This is a genomic window from Sphingomonas sp. Leaf21, assembly GCF_916858675.1.
Classification (GTDB): domain Bacteria; phylum Pseudomonadota; class Alphaproteobacteria; order Sphingomonadales; family Sphingomonadaceae; genus Sphingomonas.
This window is the reverse complement of record NZ_CAKASM010000008.1, coordinates 80,424-97,667: the sequence shown is the minus strand read 5'-3', so window position 1 is coordinate 97,667 and position 17,244 is coordinate 80,424. Positions and strand designations below refer to the sequence as shown.

The 17,244-nt window shown below is 68.8% G+C and carries 18 protein-coding genes and 1 tRNA gene; 18 read left to right on the top strand and 1 reads right to left on the bottom strand.

Annotated elements, in window-relative coordinates:
- Positions 1 to 52: 52 nt before the first annotated feature.
- Entirely contained in the window at positions 53 to 736 is a 684-nt protein-coding gene (locus LRP66_RS09205; RefSeq protein WP_230482200.1) for a prolyl hydroxylase family protein, read from the bottom strand.
- A 94-nt stretch (positions 737 to 830) separates the two neighbouring features.
- On the opposite strand from LRP66_RS09205, the gene LRP66_RS09200 reads away from it, so the two are divergent.
- The 18 genes from LRP66_RS09200 (at position 831) to sufC (ending at position 17,167) form a co-directional block, all read left to right on the top strand.
- Positions 831 to 1,685: a type II secretion system protein N gene (locus LRP66_RS09200; protein ID WP_230482199.1), complete on the top strand. Its 855-nt coding sequence runs from the start codon at positions 831 to 833 to the stop codon at positions 1,683 to 1,685.
- Positions 1,682 to 3,916, top strand: a complete 2,235-nt coding sequence (gene gspD / locus LRP66_RS09195; RefSeq protein WP_230482198.1) for a type II secretion system secretin GspD — start codon at positions 1,682 to 1,684, stop codon at positions 3,914 to 3,916. The genes LRP66_RS09200 and gspD overlap by 4 nt, the downstream gene beginning before the upstream one ends.
- A 121-nt stretch (positions 3,917 to 4,037) precedes the next feature.
- Positions 4,038 to 5,513, top strand: a complete 1,476-nt coding sequence (gene gspE / locus LRP66_RS09190; RefSeq protein WP_443026675.1) for a type II secretion system ATPase GspE — start codon at positions 4,038 to 4,040, stop codon at positions 5,511 to 5,513.
- Positions 5,514 to 5,894: 381 nt separating this feature from the next.
- Positions 5,895 to 7,118: a type II secretion system inner membrane protein GspF gene (gene gspF, locus LRP66_RS09185; protein ID WP_230482197.1), complete on the top strand. Its 1,224-nt coding sequence runs from the start codon at positions 5,895 to 5,897 to the stop codon at positions 7,116 to 7,118.
- A gap of 12 nt (positions 7,119 to 7,130) precedes the next feature.
- Positions 7,131 to 7,586 (top strand): type II secretion system major pseudopilin GspG, encoded by a 456-nt coding sequence (gspG, locus tag LRP66_RS09180; RefSeq protein WP_230482234.1) that lies wholly within the window; start codon positions 7,131 to 7,133, stop codon positions 7,584 to 7,586.
- A complete protein-coding gene (locus LRP66_RS09175; RefSeq protein WP_230482196.1) occupies positions 7,583 to 8,203 on the top strand; it encodes a GspH/FimT family pseudopilin in 621 nt (206 codons plus the stop codon). Before gspG ends, LRP66_RS09175 begins: the two co-directional genes overlap by 4 nt.
- Positions 8,196 to 8,606: a type II secretion system minor pseudopilin GspI gene (gspI, locus tag LRP66_RS09170; protein ID WP_230482195.1), complete on the top strand. Its 411-nt coding sequence runs from the start codon at positions 8,196 to 8,198 to the stop codon at positions 8,604 to 8,606. The genes LRP66_RS09175 and gspI overlap by 8 nt, the downstream gene beginning before the upstream one ends.
- Before the next feature lie 98 nt (positions 8,607 to 8,704).
- Entirely contained in the window at positions 8,705 to 9,382 is a 678-nt protein-coding gene (gene gspJ, locus LRP66_RS09165; RefSeq protein ID WP_268992445.1) for a type II secretion system minor pseudopilin GspJ, read from the top strand.
- A complete protein-coding gene (gene gspK / locus LRP66_RS09160) occupies positions 9,375 to 10,364 on the top strand; it encodes a type II secretion system minor pseudopilin GspK (RefSeq protein WP_230482193.1) in 990 nt (329 codons plus the stop codon). The genes gspJ and gspK overlap by 8 nt, the downstream gene beginning before the upstream one ends.
- Positions 10,364 to 11,446: a type II secretion system protein GspL gene (gspL, locus tag LRP66_RS09155; RefSeq protein ID WP_230482192.1), complete on the top strand. Its 1,083-nt coding sequence runs from the start codon at positions 10,364 to 10,366 to the stop codon at positions 11,444 to 11,446. Before gspK ends, gspL begins: the two co-directional genes overlap by 1 nt.
- Positions 11,443 to 11,916: a type II secretion system protein GspM gene (gspM, locus tag LRP66_RS09150; RefSeq protein ID WP_230482191.1), complete on the top strand. Its 474-nt coding sequence runs from the start codon at positions 11,443 to 11,445 to the stop codon at positions 11,914 to 11,916. Before gspL ends, gspM begins: the two co-directional genes overlap by 4 nt.
- 11 nt (positions 11,917 to 11,927) lie before the next feature.
- Positions 11,928 to 12,638, top strand: a complete 711-nt coding sequence (locus LRP66_RS09145; RefSeq protein WP_230482190.1) for a type II secretion system protein N — start codon at positions 11,928 to 11,930, stop codon at positions 12,636 to 12,638.
- A 48-nt stretch (positions 12,639 to 12,686) separates the two neighbouring features.
- Positions 12,687 to 12,763 (top strand) — tRNA-His (locus LRP66_RS09140).
- Between the two features lie 131 nt (positions 12,764 to 12,894).
- Positions 12,895 to 13,941 carry a Glu/Leu/Phe/Val dehydrogenase family protein gene (locus LRP66_RS09135; protein WP_230482189.1) on the top strand — a complete coding sequence of 349 codons (1,047 nt, stop codon included), beginning with the start codon at positions 12,895 to 12,897 and terminating at the stop codon, positions 13,939 to 13,941.
- Positions 13,942 to 14,192: 251 nt separating this feature from the next.
- A complete protein-coding gene (locus LRP66_RS09130; RefSeq protein ID WP_230482188.1) occupies positions 14,193 to 14,648 on the top strand; it encodes an SUF system Fe-S cluster assembly regulator in 456 nt (151 codons plus the stop codon).
- A complete protein-coding gene (sufB, locus tag LRP66_RS09125; protein ID WP_230482187.1) occupies positions 14,648 to 16,111 on the top strand; it encodes a Fe-S cluster assembly protein SufB in 1,464 nt (487 codons plus the stop codon). Before LRP66_RS09130 ends, sufB begins: the two co-directional genes overlap by 1 nt.
- Complete coding sequence (locus LRP66_RS09120) at positions 16,108 to 16,437, top strand: hypothetical protein (protein ID WP_230482186.1); 330 nt, start codon at positions 16,108 to 16,110, stop codon at positions 16,435 to 16,437. The genes sufB and LRP66_RS09120 overlap by 4 nt, the downstream gene beginning before the upstream one ends.
- Positions 16,424 to 17,167: a Fe-S cluster assembly ATPase SufC gene (gene sufC, locus LRP66_RS09115; protein WP_230482185.1), complete on the top strand. Its 744-nt coding sequence runs from the start codon at positions 16,424 to 16,426 to the stop codon at positions 17,165 to 17,167. Before LRP66_RS09120 ends, sufC begins: the two co-directional genes overlap by 14 nt.
- Positions 17,168 to 17,244: the final 77 nt, after the last annotated feature.

Here is a 17,244-nt window from a genome sequence, read left to right as displayed (position 1 = left end):
GTCGCTCAGAGCGAACGGGCTTGGGCACCAGCAGCGCGTGCTCGGCCCGCCATCACCCCCGCCAGGGTAATTCCCGATACCATTTCGTGATGACGTACTTGACCCCCGCCCGCACCTTCATCGCCTGGTGCAGCGTCGCCGGGTTGGTCGAGCCGTCCGCGCGGCGATTGCTCCAGGCGACCAGCTTGCCGGGTTCGGGCTGGATCAGCTTGTCGACCACCTTGAACCGCGTCGCGCCGCCCGCGTCCGGCGTGTTCAGGTAGAGCATCACCGTCCAGGTCCGGTTGCCCGACACCGCGCAATAGCGGTGATAGTCCAGCCCCTTGGGCTCGAAATAATCGGTATGCTGCTTGAACTCCTGGCCGACTGCATAGCGTTGGCCCTGGATCGGCTCGCCATAGTCGGCGGACAGGCCGGTCAGCATCGCGATCCGGTGTTCGGTTTCGATCACGGCCGGGTCGTCCGCGGGCAGGTCGCCGGTCTCGCTGGTGCGATAGGCGGCGTCTCCATTGGCGTCCGCGATGGTCGAGGGGCGGCGCACCGAATCGATTCGCGCGATCAGGGCCACGCAGAGTTCGGGTGGCAGCACGTCGCGCTTCACGAACAGCGTCAGCTTGGGACTGGGCAGCCTTTGCACCCCCGGCGTCGCGGTCAGGCGGGCGATTACCGATGCGGCATCGAGGCCATTGCCGAGTTCGGGCGGGGCGGGGAAGGCGGTGTCCATCGCGATGTCCATGTGAAACCCATATGACGAACATGTTTCTAGGCTTTGACGCTGCGCTGTAACATGCCATGCCTAGATGCTGAAAATGCGGATGGGGTCTGATTTCATGCGGTTGAGGCTCGACGCGCGCGGGCGCCGATTGTTGCGGCGTCTGCCCGTCGTGAATGTCTATTCGGTGGCCGAGCTGGCGCTGATGGCGGTGCTCGCCGTTCAGGGCGCGCGGCTGCTATGGGTGCTCGTCACACCCATCTCGCCGCTGGGCGAATGGCGGCCCGCCGCGCCGGTGATCGCCGGGTCGGCGGGGGAGATCCTCGACGGCTTCGATCCCTTCTTCCGCCTGCAGGGCGGGCAGACCGCGCCCGCCGCCGTCACCAGTTTGCAGCTCACGCTCTACGGCACCCGGATCGACGAGGCGATGGGACGCGGATCGGCGATCCTGGCGGGGCCCGACGGGGTACAGCGCTCGGTTTCGGTCGGCGAGGAGATCCAGCCCGGCGTGACCCTCAAGGCGGTCGCGTTCGACCATATCACCATCGACCGCGGCGGCGCGACCGAGGACCTGTATCTCGATCAGTCGGATGCGCCGCCGGGCGGCGCCACGCCCGCGAGCCCCGGCGCGGCACCGGGCACGCCGCCCGTGCCGCTATCGGGTCCGGTGCCGCCACAGGGCGGGGTCGCCGTCGCGCAGTTGCGCAGCGATATCGGCTTCATCCCCCGGCTCGACGGCGGGCGCGTATCGGGGCTGGTCGTCCGCCCGACCGGCTCGGGCGCGGCCTTCCGCGCGGCGGGGCTGCGTGAGGGCGATGTCGTCACCGCGCTGGGCGGCAGGCCGGTTTCCGGTCCGGGCGACCTTGACCGGCTGGCGGCGGATTTCGCACAGGGCGGTTCTCTTTCCATCACGGTCGAGCGGGGCGATCAGACGCTGCCGCTCTCCCTTCAGATTGCGGCACCACGGCCATGAAGAAGTTCGTCCTCGGTTCAGTCCTGGCGCCGGTTCTGGCCATCGCGCTCGCCGCGGGGGCGCAGGCCCAGACCACGCTCAACGTTCGCGATGCGGATATCCGCGCGTTCATCGCCGACGCCGCCAAGGTGACCGGGCGAACCTTCATCATCGACAGCCGGGTCAACGGCAAGGTGACGGTGGTGACCGACCGGCCGCTGTCACGTTCGGAATATTTCGAGATATTCCTGTCGACCCTGCGATCCAACGGCCTGGTCGCGGTGCCGACCTCCGGGGGGGCGTTCCGCGTCCAGCCGATCGACAATGCCGCGTCGCAGCCCAGCCGGATCGGATCGGCGGGTGCGAACCGCAACGCCTATGTCACCGAGATCATCCGGTTGCGCGCGATCGACGCCGCCAGCGCGCTGGAGACGGTGCGTCCGCTGGTCAGCGCGCAAGGCTCGGTCACCGCCAACCGCGCGGGCAACAGCCTGGTGGTCGTCGATTTCGCCGACAATATCCGCCGCATCCGCGAAGTCGTCCGGCGGATCGATTCGGACAATGCCTCGACCCGCGTCATCGCGCTTCGCAATGCCGGCGCGCGCGAGATCGCGACCGCGCTTCAGACGCTGGCGGGCGGCGGCGCCGGGTCGGGGCAGGGCGGCCCCGCACAGGGGGCGACCGGCGTATCGGTGGTGGCGATCGACAGTTCCAACTCGATCGCGCTGCGCGGCGACCCGTCGAGCGTCGCGCGCTTCGCGCAGATCGCGCAGGATCTGGACAACAAGGCCAAGAGCGGCACCGAGATCCGCGTCGTCTTCCTCCAGAACGCCGATGCCGAACAGCTTTTGCCGGTGCTTCAGCAACTGGTCGGCCAGACCCCCGATCCCGTGCAGGAAACCACCCTGTCGCGCGGTAGCTTCACCCAGACCAACAGCCAGACGGGCTCGCCCGCGGGCACCTCGATCGCGCAGCGGATCCAGCCGGTCGCACAGCCCCAGGCGTCGAACGCGCCGGGTGCGGGCGGACAGAATGGCCAGCAGCCCGCGATCAGCACGCAGGGGGGACGGACGGCGGCTGTCGTCACCCGCTTCACGGGCGCCAACGCGATCGTCATCGCGGGGCCCGCCGATATCCAGCGCCAGATCGGCGAGGTCATCCGCCAGCTCGACGTGCGCCGCGAGCAGGTGCTGATCGAGGCGATCGTCGCCGAAGTCTCCGACCAGACCGCCCGGCGGCTTGGCGCGCAGTTCCTGCTCGGGAGCCTGTCGGGCGGGGCGTTCGCCGCATCCACCTATGGCAATACCGCGCCGAACATCCTCCAGATCGCGGGCGCGGTGGGCGCGAACACGATCGGCGGCACGACGACGACGGTGGTCGCGCCCGACGGCACCCGCACGACGACCAACGTTCCCAACCAAGCCTATAGCCAGCTTACCCAGTCGGCGGTGCAGTCGATCCTGGGCACGACCGGCGGCTTTGCCGGTTGGGGCGGCCAGATCGGCGACACGGTGTTCGGCGCGATCATCAACGCGGTGAAGAGCGACACCACGTCGAACCTGCTGCAAGTCCCGCACATCATCACGCTGGACAACCAGCAGGCGCACAGCCTTGTGGGTCAGGAAATCCCGGTCACCACCGGGCAGGCGCTGTCGAACAATTTCGACAATGCCTTCCGCACCGTGCAGCGCCAGAATGTCGGCATCCAGCTGGACGTGAAGCCGCAGGTCAATGCGGGCGGCTCGCTCAAGCTCTATGTCCGCCTCGAAGTCAGCTCGATCGCGGGTCCGGTGTCGAGCAACAACAGCGAACTGATCCTCAACAAGCGCGCGTTCGAGAATGTCTTCACCCCCGATGACGGCCAGATCACCGTCATCGGCGGCCTGCTCGACGACAACGAGCGGCGCACGATCGAGAAGATCCCGCTGCTCGGCGATATCCCCGGCATCGGTGCGCTGTTCCGGTCCAAGGCGCGCAGCCGGTCGAAGACGAACCTGATGGTCTTCATCCGCCCGACCATCCTGCGCACGCCCGAGGACAGCCGCCGCGTGACCGAGCAGCGTTACGGCTATCTCCGCCAGCTCCAGGGTTATGCCCAGCCCGGCGTCGAGCCGTCGATCGACGAGCTGGTCCGCGATTACATGAATGCCGCGCCGCCGATCCCGCACGCGCCGATGCCCGGCAATATCGAGGATCCGCGCATCGCCGTCCCCGTCGCCAAGTCGGTCGAACCGATCAAGCGCCGTGACTGACGCACGCGAACCCCTGCCTACCGGCGACACCGTCCCCCTGCCGCTGGGCACGCCCGCCCCGCAGGCGGGGGGGGATGGGGGAGGGCACCCCGCTCTCCCGCTCCCCACCCCCGATGAAGCGCTGGAACTGGTCGCCCCCCTGACCATCCCCTATGGCTTCGCGCGCAAGTTCGGCACGGTGGTCCACACCGCCGACCCGCTGACCATCGCCCTTCGAGAAGGCGCCGACCCGCGCGCGTTGATCGAGCTGCGCCGCCATATCGGCCGCCCGTTCGCCATCACCCGGGTCGAGGCGCCCGCCTTCGACCGGCTGCTGTCCGACGCCTATGCGATGGACGGACAGGCGACCGCGATCGCGGCGGTGGGCATGGGTGACGAACTGGACATGCTGGCCGACGGCATTCCGACCGCCGAGGATCTGCTCGACACCGCCGACGACGCGCCCGCCATCCGGCTGATCAACGGGATCATCGCCGACGCCGCGCGCAATGGCGTGTCGGACATTCATATCGAGCCGTACGAAACCGGCCTCGTCGTGCGGATGCGGATCGACGGCGTGCTGCGCGAGACGCTCAGGATGCCGCCGCATGTCGCGCCGGTGGTGGTCAGCCGTATCAAGGTCATGGCCCGGCTCGACATCGCCGAGCGGCGCGTGCCGCAGGACGGGCGCATGGCGCTGACCCTGGGCGGCAAGCTGCTCGACGTGCGCGTCTCGACCCTGCCCAGCCGGGCCGGGGAACGCGTGGTGCTGCGTATCCTCGACAAGGAGAATGCCGGGATCGACCTCGACGCGCTGGGCATGAACCCGGCGATGTATGCGCTTCTCCGCGAGGCGCTGAGCGAGCCCAACGGCATCATCCTCGTCACCGGGCCGACCGGTTCGGGCAAGACGACCAGCCTCTATGCCGCGCTTGGCCTTCTAAACGATGGCAGCCGGAACATCCTGACCGTCGAGGATCCGGTCGAATATGCGGTCGAGGGGGTGGGCCAGACCCAGGTCAACGCCAAGGTCGGGCTGACCTTCGCGGCGGGGCTGCGCGCGATCCTGCGCCAGGACCCGGACGTGGTGATGGTCGGCGAAATCCGCGACCGCGAGACCGCCGAGATCGCGGTGCAGGCGTCGCTGACCGGGCACCTCGTGCTGTCGACCGTCCACACCAACGACGCGGTCGGCGCGATCACCCGGATGCGCGACATGAAGGTCGAGCCGTTCCTGCTCGCCTCGACCTTGCGCGCCGTCATCGCGCAGCGGCTGGTTCGGCGGCTCTGCCCGGCATGCAAGCGCCCGGTGAAGGCCAAGACCACCGTCGCGCCCTTGCTCGGTATCGAGAACAAGGCGATCGTCTACGAAGCGGTCGGCTGTCCGCAGTGCAACGGCACCGGCTATAAGGGCCGGACCGGGGTCTATGAGGCGGTGCGGGTCGACGATACGATCCGGCGGCTGGTCAACGAGGGCGGCGACGAACAGGCGATCGCGGCGCACGCCTTCGCCCGCCAGCCGACGCTGGCGATCACCGCGCGCGGGCTGGTCCTCGACGGCGTGACGACGGCGGAGGAAGCCATCCGCGTCTCCCGCCGCGACTCCGACGCGGGGTGAGGGGGGTGCAGGCTCGCCTCAGCTCTCGTTCCCCCGCGAAGGCGGGGGCCCAGTCGCCTTGCACCTTGAAGTCGAGTTCACGCGAAGCCGCGAAGCCGCGAAGAGAAAATGGGTTCGCGCAGAGGCGCAGAGGACGCAGAGACGGCGTCCTCGCCGCGCCAGCGGCCCTCCTATTTCGGCTGATGGGAATGGCTGCGCGCTGCCGTGCGCGAGACACCTCTGCGTCCCCTGCGCCTCTGCGCGAACATTCCTTTCTTCTTCGCGGCTTAGCGGCCTCGCGTGAGATAGGGTCTCCAACCTGCACCGCGTTTCTGGGCCGTCATCGCAACTGGACCCCGGCCTTCGCCGGGGTAGTGCGCTTTGATGGGATAAAGGACTGACATGGCCGGGTTCGACTATGTCGCCATCGATACCAAGGGCGCGGAAAGACGCGGGTTCATCCCCGCCGAGACCAGCGACGCCGCTCGTGCCGCGCTCGAGAAGCAGCGGCTTTATGTCGTGTCGGTCAGACCGGGCAGCGGCGACACGGCCGAGCGGCGTCCGCTCTTCGGGCTGAAACTCGGTCGCGCGCGGATGTCGGTGAAGCAGTTGACGCTCTTCACCCGCCAGCTCGCCACGCTCAACCGGGTCTCCCCGCTGGAAGAGTCGTTGCGCACGATCACCCGCCAGACCGAGCAGGAGCGGGTGCGCGCCATCGTCGCGACGGTGCATCAGGGCGTCACCGAAGGCCGTCGCCTCGCCGATGCCATGGCGCGCGAGCCCAGGAGTTTCCCGCCACTCTACCGCGCGATGGTCGCGGCGGGGGAGAGTTCGGGGACGTTGCCGACGATCCTCGAACGGCTCGCGGCCCTGTTGGAGCGCCAGGCGGAGATTCGCGGCAAGCTGATCACCGCACTCGCCTATCCGACGATCCTGGCGGTGGTGGCGATGGGCGTCGTCACCGCCCTGATGATGTTCGTCGTGCCGCAGGTGGTCGAACAGTTCGACACGGTGGGGCAGCAGCTTCCCTTCCTGACGCGGATGGTGATCGCGGTGTCGGACCTGCTGGTCGGCTGGTGGTGGCTGATGGCGGGGCTGGCGGCGCTGGTCGGGTTGGGGTTCTGGCGCGCCCTGAAGGTGCCGTCGATCCGGCTGTCCTTCGACACCTGGCTGCTCAAGCTGCCCTTGCTCGGCCGGTTGCTGCGCGATCTGCACGCGGCGCGGATGGCGCGCACGCTGGGGACGATGGTGGCGAGCCGGTTGCCGCTGCTCGAGGGGCTGACGCTGACCGCCGGGACCATCCACAACCGTCGCCTGCGGGTCGCGTCCGATGCGATCGTCGATTCGATCCGGGGCGGCGGCAGCCTGTCGGCGGCGATGCGGCGGGCGGGGGTGTTTCCCCCGCTGCTTACCTATCTGGCCGCCAGTGGCGAGGCGGCGGGCCGGCTGGACGAGATGCTGGAGCGCGCCGCCGACTATCTGGAGCGCGAGTTCGACCGCTTCACCGCTACCGCGCTTTCGCTGCTCGAACCCGCGATCATCGTCGTGATGGGCGGCGTCGTGGCGACGATCGTGCTATCCATCCTGCTGCCGATCCTCCAGCTCAACACGCTGGCCGGTCAATAAGAGGACATGTTGATGCGTACCCAGAACCGCCGCCCGATCCGCCGCCAGCGTCGTGAGAACGGCTTCACGCTGGTCGAGCTGATGGTCGTCATCGTCATCATCGGCCTGCTGGCGACGATCGTCGCGCTGAACGTCCTCCCCTCGGGCGACACCGCGCGGGTGCAGAAGGCGAAGGCCGATATCTCGCAGATCGAGGGCGGACTGGAGATGTACAAGCTCCAGAACCTGACCTTCCCGACGACGTCGCAGGGGCTTCAGGCTCTGGTATCGATGCCCGCCGGGCTCGCCGATCCGTCACGCTATCAGAAGGGTGGCTATCTGAAGAAGCTGCCCAACGATCCCTGGGGTCGCCCCTATCTGTACGCGGCGCCCGGTCAGCATGGCGAGGCCGATGTCTGGACCTACGGCGCGGACGGCAAGGAAGGCGGCGAGGGGATCAACGCCGATATCGGCAACTGGGATAAGTGACTCCGCGCGCCCGCCTGGATGCCGGGGACGGCGGCGGGCGGAGCCTGCGGGGCGGGCGTTGGGCCCGTGCGCTTCGACGGCGCTCGACGCGAACGGATGTTGGGACGATCTCGGTCCTGACCAAAGCTCCGTTCAGCCTGAGCGAAGTCGAAGGCCATGCCGAAACACCGGCGCATGGAGGCAACGGCTTCACGCTGGTCGAACTGATGGTCGTCATCACCGTGATCGGCCTGGTCTCCGCGATCGCGGTGATGTCGCTCCCCGACCGCCGGGGCCGCGTGACCGACGAGGCGCTTCGCTTCGCCGCGCGGGTTCGCGCCGCGCATGACGTGGCGGTGGTCGAGGCGTCGCCGGTCAGCATCTGGGTGACTCGCGGCGGCTATGGCTTCGATCGGCGGGCCGATGGTGCGTGGAGCCCGATGACCGCCAAGCCGCTCCGCGTCGCGCAGTGGGAACAGGGGACGCAGGCGCTGATACCGGACGCCACGGGGCGGGTCCGCGTCACGTTCGACGTGACGGGACTGGCCGACCGCCCGGTCGAATTCCGCCTCGCGCGCGACCGGGCGAGCAGCATCGTCCGCATCGGCGCGGACGGCTCGGTGCGCGTCGATGGGTAGGGCCAGGGCCATTGCTCCCCGGCAATCGGGCTTCACGCTGATCGAGATCATGGTCGCGCTGGCGGTGTTCAGCCTGGCGGCGATGGCACTGGTCCGGCTGGAGAGCGCGACGATCCGCGGCGCGTCGATCCTCGACGAGACCGTGGTGGCGCAGATGGTCGCGCGCAACGTCGCCATCGCGGCGGTGACCGATCCCCAGCCGCCCGCGCTCGGTCGCACCTCGGGCGCCGAGGTGAATGGCGGGCGGAGCTGGAAATGGACGCGGATCGTCAGTGGCACCGGCGATGCGCGCGTGGTGCGGATCGACGTGGCCGTGGCCAATGCGGGGGGCAGTATCGCGGGGCGCATGACCATGGTCCGTCCGCCCATGGCGGCACCGCCGGCCGGGGTGGTGGCGTCGTGATGGGCACCCTGCACCATCCCGGCGAAGCCCGGGGTCCAGTTTCGGCGAATCTTGGGGTCAGGGGTGTACGTCGCAGCGCACCTCATGCCGCACGGCGACTGGAACCCGGCCTAAGCCGGGGTGGTGCCCAATCCTATGGCTTCACCCTGGTCGAGGTCATGGTCGCGCTGCTCATCTTCTCGATGCTCGCCGCCGCCGCCGTCGCGATCCTCTCGCTCAGCGTGCGCGCGCAGTCGGTCACCGGGCAAAAGCTTGACGCGGTGGCGGCGGTGAGCCGGACGACGGCGATCCTGTCCGCCGACCTCGCGCAGGCGGTCGACCGTCCGACCCGCGACGAGGGCGGGATACAGACCCCCGCGATGGTCGCGGGGCCCGATGCCATGCGGCTGGTCCGGGCTGGCTGGAGCAATCTCGACGATGCGCAGCGGCCTTCGCTCCAGAAGGTCGCCTATCGGCTGAACGGCGACGTGCTCGAACGGATCGCGTGGCCGTTGCTCGACGGGACGACCCCGATGGAACCCGCCGCGCTGATGGATCATGTCCGCGAACTGCATCTGCGCTATCGCCATGCGGGAAACTGGACCGATCAGTGGCAGGGGCAGCCGGGCGTCGCCTTGCCGCAGGCCGCAGAGGTGACGATCGTCCGCGACGACGGCATGATCTTCCGCCAGTTGTTCCTCGTCGGCACCGGCTATGTCACGGCGCCAATGCAAGGGAACGCGTCCGGCCCCAACCCGTCGCCGACACCCGGCCCGAGCCAGACGCCCGGTGCCTGACCGGTCCCGCCCGACCGGCGAGCGCGGCGCCGCGCTGCTGACCGTGCTGATCCTGGTCGCGGTGATCGCGGTGCTGGCGGCGACCGCGCTCGAGAAGCTGCGCCTGACCACGCGGCTGGGCGGCAATGCGGTGGCGATCGAGCAGGCGCGCGGCTTCGCCTATGCCGCCGAGGCGTTGGCGATCGTCCGGATCGGTGATCTGCTGGAGCGGTCGCAGGGCAGGGTTTCGTTGCTGGGCGGATGGAGCGACCGACCCTTTGCGCTGCCGCTGGGCGATGCGGCGGGCGGCGGCACGGCGGTGGCGCGCGTCACCGATGGCGGCAATTGCTTCAATCTCAACAGCCTGGCCCAGCCCGTGCCGGGCCAGCCCGGCCTCTATGCGGCGAGCGGCGTGGACATTGCGCATTTCGCCAAGCTGATGCGACTGATCGGCATTCCGGGCCAGGTCGCGGAGCAGGTCGCGACCGGCACCGCCGACTGGATCGACAGCGACCAGAATCCGCAGGGCGGCGGGGCGGAGGACACTCTCTATTTCGTCCGCGACCCGCCCTATCGCACCGGCGGCACGCTGATCGCGGATGTCAGCGAGATGCGGATGGTGAACGGCGTCACGCCGGAGGTCTACACGACGCTGCGCCCCTGGATCTGCGCCCTGCCCGAGGCGAAGTCGACCAGCGTCAACATCAACACGCTGGCGCCGGAGCAGGCGCCGCTCGTCGCGATGGCGCAGGTCGATACGATTTCCCCGTCCGCCATCGCCCAGGCCCTTTTGCGCCGCCCGCCGCAAGGCTATGCGGACACGGGCGCTTTCTGGGCGCAGATACCGGGGGCGAGCGGCGCGGGCGGCGTGGCGACGACCAGCCACTGGTTCAATCTGCGCATCGCGGTGACGCTGGGCAGTGTCCGGGTGGACGAACGCGCGCTGGTCGACGCAACGCGCGGGATGCCGCAACTGGTGGCGCGGATTTGGGGGGAAGAGTGATGAGTGCGACCAACCTCCTGTTCCTGCCGCCGGGCCAGGGCGGCGACTATCGCTGGATGCGGATCGAGGATGCGCGCGTCGCGGCGGCGGGCGAGGGGCTGCCCCAGGGCGATGGCGACGTGATCGCGGTCGCGCCCGCGGATGCGGTGTCGCTGCACTGGGCGGAGATTCCGGCGCGCTCGACCGCGCAGGCCGCCGCCGCCGCGCGCCTCCTGGCGGCCGAAGTCAGCGCGGCGCCGATGGACGAACTGCACGTCGCGGTCGGCGAGGACGCGGCGGGCTCGCGCGCGATCGGCATCGTCAATCGCGGCGCGATGGCGGGCTGGCTCAGCCTGCTGGCGGGCAAGGGGATCGACCCGGTCGCCATCGTCCCCGCGCCCCTTCTGCTGCCGCGCCCCGACGAAGGCTATGTGCGTGGCGACCTGGCGGGGCAGGGCGTGGTGCGCGGGCGCAGCTCGGGCTTCGCCGACGAGCCCGGCCTGACCGAGCTCGTGACCGGCGAGGAGCCGCTGGCCGATCTGGACGCCGACGGGATCGAGACCGCGCTGGGGGCGGCGATCGCCACCCCCGCGCTCGATCTGCGACAGGGGATTTTCGCGCGGCGCCGCCGTTTCGCGATCGACTGGCGGTTGGTGCGGCGGCTGGGCTGGCTGGGGCTGGCGATCGTGTCGGTCACGCTGGCGATCGATCTGGTGCGCTGGACCAAATACAGCTTTGCCGCCGACGCGACCGAGGCGCGGATCGAGCAGGTCGCACGCACCGCGCTTCCGCGTGGCGAGACGCTGGTCGATGCCGATCGCCAGCTCACCGAGCGGCTGTCGGCGATCCGGGGACCGGGCCAGGGGTTCAGCCAGACCGCCGCGGCCGTGTTCGCGGCGGTGCGCGCGGTGCCTGGCACCGAGCTGACCGCGCTCGATTTCCAGCCGAGCGGCGATATCCGCGTCGGCGTGGCGGTCGATCGCGAGGCGCTGGCCACCGACCTGAAGCGGGCGATCGAGGCGGAGGGCTTCACCGTCCAGGCGGGCACCTTCGTCGCCGCCAACGGCCGGATCACGGGAGAATTCACGGTGCGGGCACGATGACGCCGCTCAAGCTTTGGTTCGACGGGCGCTCGACCCGCGAGAAGCGGTTGCTGCTGATCATGGGCGCGCTGCTGATCGTGACGATCGTCTGGGGTGGCATCCTGCGCCCGATCGACGACGGACTGTCGAGCGCGCGCGAGCGGCACGCCGATGCGGTGATCCGGCTGGGCGAGGCGCAGGCGATGGCCGACGAGCTTCGGTCCAAGCGGCGGCGGCCCCCGGCGCTGGCGGGTACGCTGGCGGACACGGTCCGCGTATCGGCGGAGCAGGCGGGCTTCACCCTGTCGTCGCTGACCGAGGACGGGCCCGGCCGGGTGCGTGCGCAGATCGCGTCGGCCCGGCCCGCCGCGCTGACCCCCTGGCTCGCGCGACTGGAGCGCGGCGGGGTGCTGGTGGAGCAGGCGACGCTGACCGACAATGGCGATCGCACCGTCGGTGTCGCGCTGCTCGTCCGGACGCGGGCGTCGTGATGCGGTTGCGATTGACCACCCGTCCTTCGGTATCGTTCATCGGAATGCTCGTCGTGGCGCTGATCGTCTTCCTGCCGATGCGGCTGGCGCTCGGCGCGACCGGGCTGGCGGACGAGGGGCTGAGCGCGCGCCGGGTCGGCGGCACCATCTGGGGCGGCAGCCTGATCGAGGCGCGGTTCGGCGCGGTCGCGCTGGGCGACCTGCGCGTGTCCCTGTCCCCCTTCGCACTCCTGGTCGGTCGCGCCCGGCTGGCATTCGAGGGCGTCGGTGCCGGTGGCCGTCCGATCGCGGGGACCGCGACGATCAGCCGTCATGCGATGGGGATAGAGGGCGTCACCGCCACCCTGCCCGCCGCCGGCCTGTTCGCACCGCTGCCGGTGACCGACCTCGCGCTCGAGGATGTGACGGTCCGCTTCCGCGACGGCGTCTGCGAGGAAGCCGGGGGCCGCGTCCGCGCGACGATGAGCGGAGAGGCGGGCGGCCTGCCATTGCCGCCGATGATGATGGGCACCGCGCGCTGCGAGGCGGGGGCACTGCTCCTGCCGATGACGGGGCAGGGCGGCACGGAGGCGGTCAATCTGCGCATCCGCCCCGACGGGCGCTACACCGCCGACCTGGTCCTCACTCCCGGCGACCCGACCGCGGCGGCCAGGCTGGAGCAGTTGGGCTTCGTCGCGGCGACGGGGGGCGGATACCGACTTTCGGCCGAGGGGCGCTTTTGACCGCTTGACGAAGCCGGGTCATCCCGTTTAGGGGCGCAAGCCTTCGCGGCGACCGTAGTTCAATTGGTTAGAGCGCCGGCTTGTGATGCCGGAAGTTGCGGGTTCAAGTCCCGTCGGTCGCCCCATTCTTTCCGGCCATATCCTGGCCACGGCACCGGCCCCTTTCGCGCCCGTGTCCCCCCTAAATCCTCACCGATTGGGTGGCCGGGTCGGAAGACTCGGTCCGGTTCCGCTTTTGTCGGACCGAAGGACGAGCATGACGAACTGGGGCTTTCCCGATTTCGACGCGCATGAAGGCGTGCATCTGTTCACCGATCCCGCGTCGGGTTTGCAGGCGGTCATCGCCGTGCACTCGACGCATCTCGGCCCGGCGGCGGGCGGAGCGCGCTTCTGGCATTATGCGACGCCCGCGCTCGCCATCACGGACGCGCTGCGCCTGTCGCGCGGCATGAGCTACAAGAACGCGATGGCGGGCCTGGCGCTGGGCGGCGGCAAGGGCGTGGTGCTCGCGGCCAAGCAGGGCGACACGATCACCACCGCACAGCTCGAAGCCTTCGGCCGGTCGGTCGAGTCGCTGGGCGGCCGTTACGTCACCGCCGAGGATGTCGGCATGTCCGAGGAGCGGATGAAGGTCATCGCGACCCAGACGCGCTATGTCTCCGGCCTGCCGGTGGAAAGCGGCGCGGCGGGCGGCGATCCCGGGCCTTATACCGCGCACGGCGTCTATCTGGGCGTGAAGGCGGCCGCGAAGCGCGGGCTGGGCGCAACCGACATGAACGGCGTGCGCGTCGCGATCCAGGGTGTCGGCTCGGTCGGCGGCGGCCTCGCCCGTCTGCTCGCCAGGGACGGCGCGCTCCTCACGCTCGCCGACGTGAACCAGGCGCGTGCCGAGGCGCTGGCCTCCGAACTGGGCGCCAGCGTCGCCTCCGCCGACGAGATCCTGTTCGCCGATGTCGACCTGGTCAGCCCCAATGCGCTCGGCGCGGTGCTGACCGCCGATTCGATCGGGCGGCTGAAGGCCAAGGTCGTCGCGGGTGGCGCCAACAACCAGCTCGCGACGCGTGAGGACGGCGCGCGCGTGGCGGAGGCGGGCATCCTCTACGCCCCCGATTACGTCATCAACGCGGGCGGCATCATCAATGTCGGGCTGGAATATCTGGGCCAGGGCGACGAGGCTGAGGTCATGGCACGCATCGCCAAGATCCCCGAGCGGCTGGAACAGGTGTGGCAGCGTTCGGCGGAGACGGGGCATCCGGCATCCGACGTGGCGGACGAAATCGCACAAGGCCTGATCGGGCGGTGATGGTCCCACGCCGCTGAGTCCCACGCCCCTCCCGTAAACGGGAGGGGATGGGGGAGGGCAAGCCACGGGCGACAGGCTCTGTGAGACCCCTTGCCCTCCCCAAACCCCTCCCGCCTGCGGGAGGGGCTTAAGAAGGAATGAGTAAGCCTCCCTCACTCACACCCATCGAAAATCCCTTGGCGAAACCCGGTTGACGAACCGGCACCTCGCGCCCATTTGCCAATCGGACCAATTCCATCCGATTGGAGATCATGCGCCTTTCCAGCCTAGCCGATTATGCGGTCGTGATGATGACCGCCGCCGCACGCGAAGGCGTGGGCGGGCGGAGCAACGCGACCCTGCTGGCGGGGCAGACGGGCGTACCGCTGCCCACCGCGCAGAAGCTCGTCAGTCGTCTGGCGGGCGCCGGCCTGATCGAGAGTGCGCGTGGCACCGGCGGTGGCATCCGCCTCGCCCGGTCGGCCGATACGATCAGCCTGGCGGACATCGTCGAGGCGGTGGATGGTCCGATCGCGCTGACCGCGTGCGTCGATGGCGCCGCGCATGACTGCGGCCTGGAGATGCAATGTCGTGTCCGGCCGCATTGGCATGTCGTCAACCAGGCGGTACGCGCCGCCTTTTCCGGGGTGACGCTCGCGACGCTCGCCGCCGATCCTGTTGAATCGCAAGTGATGGACGCGTCCCCGCGTCCGGGGGTATTCGCCTGATGGCCACGAAGAATGCAGAGGCGCTCGCCGCCGCCAACAAGAAATATGAGTGGGGCTTCGCCACCGAGATCGAGCAGGACTTCGCGCCCAAGGGGCTGAGCGAGGACACGGTCCGCTATATCTCGGCCAAGAAGGGCGAGCCCGAATGGATGCTCGACTGGCGTCTGAAGGCGTTTCGCCTGTGGCAGACGCTGGAGACGCCGGACTGGGCCAAGCTGAACATCCCGCCGATCGACTATCAGGACGCGTATTATTACGCGGAGCCGAAGCAGAAGAAGACGATCGCGTCGCTGGACGAACTCGATCCCGAGATCCGGCGGACCTATGAAAAGCTGGGCATCCCGATCGCCGAGCAGGAAGTGCTGGCGGGTGTCGAGGGCGCGCGCAAGGTCGCGGTCGACGCGGTGTTCGACAGCGTCTCGGTCGCGACGACCTTCCGCAAGGAGCTGGAAGCGGCGGGGGTGATCTTCCGCTCGATCTCAGAGGCGATCAAGGAATATCCCGATCTCGTCCGCAAATGGCTGGGCAAGGTCGTGCCGCAGCGGGATAATTATTTCGCGACGCTCAACTCGGCGGTCTTCTCGGACGGCACCTTCGTCTACATTCCCGAGGGCGTCCGCTGCCCGATGGAGCTGTCGACCTATTTCCGCATCAACGCGGAGAATACCGGCCAGTTCGAGCGCACGCTGATCGTCGCGGACAAGGGATCTTACGTTTCCTATCTCGAAGGCTGCACCGCGCCGATGCGAGACGAGAACCAGCTGCACGCGGCGGTCGTCGAGCTGGTCGCGCTGGACGATGCCGAGATCAAATATTCGACCGTCCAGAACTGGTATCCTGGCGACGAGAATGGCGTCGGCGGCATCTACAACTTCGTCACAAAGCGCGCGCTCTGCCAGGGCCGGAACAGCAAGGTGTCGTGGACGCAGGTCGAAACCGGCTCGGCGGTGACGTGGAAATACCCGTCCTGCGTGCTGGCGGGCGACGGGTCGGTGGGTGAGTTCTACTCGGTGGCGGTGACGAACAACCGCCAGCAGGCCGATACCGGCACCAAGATGATCCACCTCGGCAAGAACACGCGGTCGACCATCGTGTCGAAGGGTATTTCGGCCGGACGCTCGGACAACACCTATCGCGGGCTCGTCCGCGTGGCCGCGACCGCCGAGAATGTCCGCAACTTCACCCAGTGCGACAGCCTGTTGCTGGGCGACCAGTGCGGCGCGCATACCGTGCCCTATATCGAGGTGAAGAACCCCAGCGCGCAGATCGAGCATGAGGCGACGACCAGCAAGATCAGCGAGGACCAGCTGTTCTACGCCATGTCGCGCGGGCTGGATCAGGAAGCGGCGGTCGCGCTGATCGTCAACGGCTTCGCGCGCGAGGTCTTGCAGCAGCTTCCGATGGAGTTCGCGGTCGAAGCACAGAAGCTGCTCGGGATTTCGCTCGAAGGGAGCGTCGGGTGATCCTGTTTGCCATGCTTTTATCGTTGGCGACGGTGGCCGGGCAGCAAAGCCCGGCGTCGTCGGGTGACGAGATCAGCGTGGTGGGTACGAAGCTGCGCAAGCTCCAGCTCGACCTCAACGTCGACGGGGGGCGGCTGAGCGGCTGTCGCGCGAAGGTTTCGAGTGGCGATCGCTTTATCGACGAAGCCGCGTGTGATTCCGCCCGCTCCTGCGTGGCCAAGCGTTCCTCCGCCCGCATCGGGCTCATGACCTGCATTAACGATGGTGTCGTCGCGGCGGTGGCCCGCGAGCGCGCCAAGGAAGAAAGCCGCAATGCTGAAAATTGAAAACCTCCACGCCGAAATCGACGGCAAGCCGATCCTCAAGGGCCTGACGCTCGAGGTGAATGCGGGCGAAGTCCATGCGATCATGGGGCCCAACGGCGCGGGCAAGTCGACGCTGGGCTATGTGCTGGGCGGGCGTCCGGGTTATGAAGTGACCGAGGGTTCGGTGACGTTCGACGGCGTCGACCTGCTCGAATTGGAGCCGAACGAGCGCGCCGCCGCCGGGCTGTTCCTGGGCTTCCAGTATCCGGTCGAGATCCCCGGCGTGTCCAACGTCCAGTTCCTGCGCGAAAGCCTGAACGCGCAGCGCGGGCAGCGCGACGAAAAGCCGCTGTCGGGTGCCGAGTTCCTGAAGCTCGCCCGCGCGCAGGCCGATGGGCTGGGGCTGAACCAGGACATGCTCAAGCGTCCGGTCAATGTCGGCTTCTCGGGCGGCGAGAAGAAGCGCAACGAGATGGTTCAGATGGGCATCCTGAACCCCAAGTTCGCGATTCTCGATGAAACCGACTCCGGCCTCGACATCGACGCGCTGCGCATCGTCGGCGACGGCATCAACCGGATCATGCGCGCGCCCGACAAGGCGGTGCTGCTGATCACGCACTATCAGCGGCTGCTCGACTATGTGCAGCCCGACCGGGTGCATGTGCTGGCCGATGGCCGCATCGTGCGCTCGGGCGGCCCCGAACTCGCACACGAGCTGGAGCGCGAAGGCTATGCCGGGGTCGAGGCATGAGCGGTGCGAGCCAAATCCTCCCTGCGCGCAGCGCGGGGAGGGGGACCATGCGTAGCATGGTGGAGGGGCATCGCCCG